Here is a 4,195-nt window from a genome sequence, read left to right on the forward strand (position 1 = left end):
CCATCGAGAACATGTCTCGGGCCGGCAAGAGCGTGGCGCTGATCGTGAGCCGGTCGGCCGGAGCCATCGGGTGCAACGACTGCGGCGCCGTCCTCCGCTGTCCCGCGTGCGGCGTGGCGCTTCAGCTCCGGCGCGATCGCCGCGGAACCGCGTGCAGGCTGTGCGCAAGAACCGATGCCCTGCCCGAGCGCTGCCCCGGCTGCGGCGGCCACCGCCTCCAGCCCTTCGGCTGGGACGCCGAGCGCGTCGAGGCGTCGGTGCGCCGCCGCTTCCCTCGCCTGACGGTATCGCGCACCGAGCCAGGCGCCCAGGTGCAAGTCGGCACGCCCGCCCTCCTGCGCGGGGCGCGAGCGCGCCAGTGGGGCGCCGTCGGCTTCGTCTGGTTCGACGGCTTCCTCCGGGTGCCGGACTTCCGCGCCGGTGAGCGCGCCTTCCAGCTGCTCTGGGCAGCGGCCGAGGCGGTCGGCGCGGGCGGCCGCCTCATCGTCCAGACGCTCCACCCCGACCACTACGCCGTCGCCGCCGTGCGCGGCCAGGACCGCGACGCCTTCTACCGGCAGGAGCTCGAGTTCCGCTCCGAGCTGGGCTACCCGCCCTTTCGGCGCCTCTGCCACGTCTCGGCGCGCGGCAAAACGGCGGCCGGCGCCAAAACGCTGATCGAGGAGGCCGCGGGCGCCCTCGCCGGCATCGAAGGGCTGACGGTCTACCCCGCCATGGCGCTCGGCGCCCCCGGGGCCGCCGCGGCGGCGCGCATGCGCGTCATGGTCAAGGGCCCGGACGACCTGCCGCGTCGGGTCTCCCAGGCGCTGCGCCCCTTTCTCGAGCGCGGACGACGCTCGCACGGTGTGGTAGAAATAGAGATGGACCCGGTCAACTCCTAGGAGGCCCACGCACGTGGCACTGCTCGAAGTCAGGCTCTACGGCGACCCGATGCTCCGGCGCAAGGCCGCGCATGTGCGCGAGGTCACGCCGGAGCTCCGCCGGGTGATCGGCGACATGGTCGAGACCATGTACCACCAGGTCGGCATCGGCCTGGCCGCGCCGCAGGTCGGCGTTCCCTATTGCTTGCTGGTCATGGACGACGGCAAGGGCGGCGCCCGCGCGCTGATCAACCCCATCATCACGAGCCGCAGCGGGTCCGTCGTGGACGAGGAAGGCTGCCTGTCGCTCCCCGGCATCTTCGCCGACGTCGAGCGCAGCAAGTCCATCACCGTCCAGGCGACGGACGAGGACGGCCAGCCCTTCGACCTCGAGGCCACGGGCATGCAGGCGCGCGTCATCCAGCACGAGATGGACCACCTGGAGGGCGTGCTCTTCATCGACTACCTCTCGCCCGTCGCGCGCGACCGCATCAAGAAGCGGATCCAGAAGCACGGCTTCCCCAAGGAGAGGCGCTCTCGAGCCTTCGCGCTCTAACTTGCGCGTTCTCTTCTACGGGACGCCCGAGTTCGCGCTGCCGACGCTCGAAGCCCTCCTCGAGCGCCACACCGTCGCCGCCGTCGTCACCCAGCCCGACAAGCCCGCCGGCCGCGGCCGGCATCTCCAGCCGCCGCCGGTCAAGGAACGCGCGCTGGCCGCGGGCCTTCCGGTGCTCCAGCCGCCGAGACTGCGCGATCCCGGCTGGCCCGAGCGGTTGGCAGTGGTTGGGGCCGACATAGCTGTCGTGGTCGCCTTCGGCCAGATCCTTCCCAAGGCCGTGCTCGACGTCCCGCCGCGCGGCTCCATCAACGTCCACGCCTCGGTCCTGCCGCGCTACCGAGGCGCAGCGCCCATCGCATGGGCCATCATCCGCGGCGAGACCGAGAGCGGCATCACGACCTTCCAGATGGATCCCGGCATGGACACGGGCGACGTGCTGCTCTCCGAGTCCACGCCCATAGGCCCCGCGGAGACGGCGGGCAAGCTGTCGGCGCGGCTGAGCCAACTCGGCGCGCGCGTGATGATCCGCACGCTGGAGCAGCTGGATCTGCTGACGCCGCGGCCACAGGACCACTCTCAGGCCACCATGGCGCCGCGGCTCAAGAAGGAAGACGGCTGGCTGCGCCTTGCCGAGCCGGCGCGCGATCTCGTGAACCGCGTGCGCGGCTGCAATCCCTGGCCCGGCGCCGCGGTGATGACGCCCGCGGGCCGCCTCCTCATCCGGCGCGCCGCCGCCGTGCCGCACCCGTGCGACGCCGCGCCCGGCACGCTCGTCCAGAGCGGTCCCGGCGCTACCTGCATCGCGACGGGGCGCGGCCTCTTCTTGCCCGTCGAGGTTCAGCCAGAGAACCGCAAGACCATGGCGTGGGAGGACTTCCTGCGCGGCGCGCGGCTGCAGCAGGGCGCGCGAGTCACGGAGATCGGCGCGTGAGCCCGGTGCTCCGCGTGGGCCCCGTCTCGCAGGCGCGCTACGAGGCGCTCCGCATCCTCGTGCGCGTCGAGGAGGACCGCGCCTTCGCCGACATCGTGCTGGAGCACGCGCTCGAGCAGGCGCGGCTCGAGCCGCGCGACGCGGGGCTCTGCACGGAGCTGGTCTACGGCACGCTCCGCTGGCGCCGCCATCTCGACTGGCGCCTCGGGCCGTACTTGAACCGCTCGCTCGACAAGCTCGACCCCTGGGTGCGGTCGCTCCTCCGCCTGACCGCCTACCAGATCTTCTTCCTCGATCGCGTGCCGCGCTGGGCGGCGGTGGACGAGGCCGTCAGCCTGGCCAAGATCAAGTCCAAGAGGCCCGGCCCGCCCGAGTTCGTGAACGCGGTCCTGCGCGCGCTCACGCGCGCCACGGGCGCGCCGCCCCTGCCCGCGTTGCCAAACGAGGCCATCGCCGTGCGCTGCTCCTTCCCCGACTGGATCGCGGCGCGCTGGATCGCGCGCTACGGCTCGGCCGAAGCTGAAGCGCTCATGCTCGCGTCGAACGAGCGCCCGCCCACCACGATCCGCGTGAATACGCTTCGCATCACGCGGGACGCGCTCGCCGCGCGCCTGCGCGACGAGGAGCTGGTCGAAACGCGCCCGACAGCGCTTGCGCCCGAGGGGCTCACGGTCGAGCGCGGCGCCGTCGGCCGCTGGACCGCCTTCACCGAGGGCTGGTGCACGGTGCAGGACGAAGCCTCGATGCTCGTGGCGCGCCTCCTCGACCCCCAGCCGGGAGAAGTCGTGGCGGATACGTGTGCCGCGCCCGGCACCAAGGCGACGCACATGGCCGAGCTGATGCGGAACCGCGGCCGCATCGTCGCGATGGACCCGCAGGCCGCGCGGCTCAAGCTGGTGGGGCGGGCGACCTCACGGCTCGGCATCAACATCATCGAGCCGCACTTGGGCAGCGCGGCGGCGCAGGCGGGGCGCTGGCGCGGCAAGTGCGACCGCGTCTTGGTAGACGCGCCCTGCTCGAACCTCGGCGTGCTACGCCGCAATCCCGACGTCAAATGGCGCCGCACCGAGGAAGATCTGCGGCGGCTCCAGGACAAGCAGCGGACCATCCTTGCCGCGGCGGCCGCCATGGTGAAACCGGGAGGCCGGCTGGTCTACGCGACCTGCTCGCTCGAGCCAGACGAGAACGAGGCCGTGGTCTCTTCCCTGCCCGGCTACGGCGCGCACTGGCAGGTGGACCCGCCCGAGGGCTTCCCCGTGGCGCTCGACACCGCGGGTTATCTCCGCCTCCTCCCCCACGTGCACGGCACCGACGGCTTCACCGCGATCAGACTCCGCAGGCTCCCATGACGCCGAGAGCCGGGACCTAGAATTTGCGGCTCTGCGCCCCATGGAGTAAGGTTTTGGAGAGATGAAGATCGCGCCGAGCATTCTGTCCGCCGATTTCGCCGCCCTGGGCGAGGCCGTGGCCCGCGTCGAGGCGGGTGGCGCCGACCAGCTCCACGTGGACGTCATGGACGGCCGCTTCGTGCCCAACATCACCATCGGGCCGCCCGTGCTCGAGTCCATCAGGAAGCGCACGCGCCTGCCGCTCGACATCCACCTGATGATCGTCGAGCCCGAGCGCTACATCGAGACCTTCGTCCGCGCCGGCGCGGACCTCGTGACGGTCCACGCCGAGGCCTGCCCGCACCTGAACCGGACCCTGCACCAGATCAGGGAGGCGGGCGCCAAGGCCGGGGTGGCGCTGAACCCCTCGACGCCTCCCGAGGCCATCGAATGGGTGCTGGACGACGTCGACCTCGTCCTGGTCATGTCGGTTAATCCTGGATTCGGCGGCCAGTCC

At 71.9% G+C, this 4,195-nt stretch carries 5 protein-coding genes; all 5 read left to right on the forward strand.

The genetic code is table 11. The features are described 5' to 3' along the window. On the forward strand, window positions 1–881 hold an 881-nt coding region (locus VGV06_08125; GenBank protein HEV2055124.1), incomplete at its 5' end, for a hypothetical protein. Window positions 882–894: 13 nt separating this feature from the next. Continuing rightward, window positions 895–1,416 carry a peptide deformylase gene (gene def, locus VGV06_08130; protein HEV2055125.1) on the forward strand — a complete coding sequence of 174 codons (522 nt, stop codon included), beginning with the start codon at window positions 895–897 and terminating at the stop codon, window positions 1,414–1,416. 1 nt (window position 1,417) lies between these two features. After that, window positions 1,418–2,350 (forward strand): methionyl-tRNA formyltransferase, encoded by a 933-nt coding sequence (gene fmt / locus VGV06_08135; GenBank protein ID HEV2055126.1) that lies wholly within the window; start codon window positions 1,418–1,420, stop codon window positions 2,348–2,350. Then, entirely contained in the window at window positions 2,347–3,699 is a 1,353-nt protein-coding gene (rsmB, locus tag VGV06_08140) for a 16S rRNA (cytosine(967)-C(5))-methyltransferase RsmB (GenBank protein HEV2055127.1), read from the forward strand. Before fmt ends, rsmB begins: the two co-directional genes overlap by 4 nt. Window positions 3,700–3,760: 61 nt before the next feature. Continuing rightward, window positions 3,761–4,195, forward strand: a 435-nt coding sequence (gene rpe, locus VGV06_08145) for a ribulose-phosphate 3-epimerase (protein HEV2055128.1), incomplete at its 3' end; no start/stop codon positions are given.

This window comes from Candidatus Methylomirabilota bacterium (assembly GCA_035936835.1).
Taxonomy (GTDB): Bacteria; Methylomirabilota; Methylomirabilia; order Rokubacteriales; family CSP1-6; genus AR37.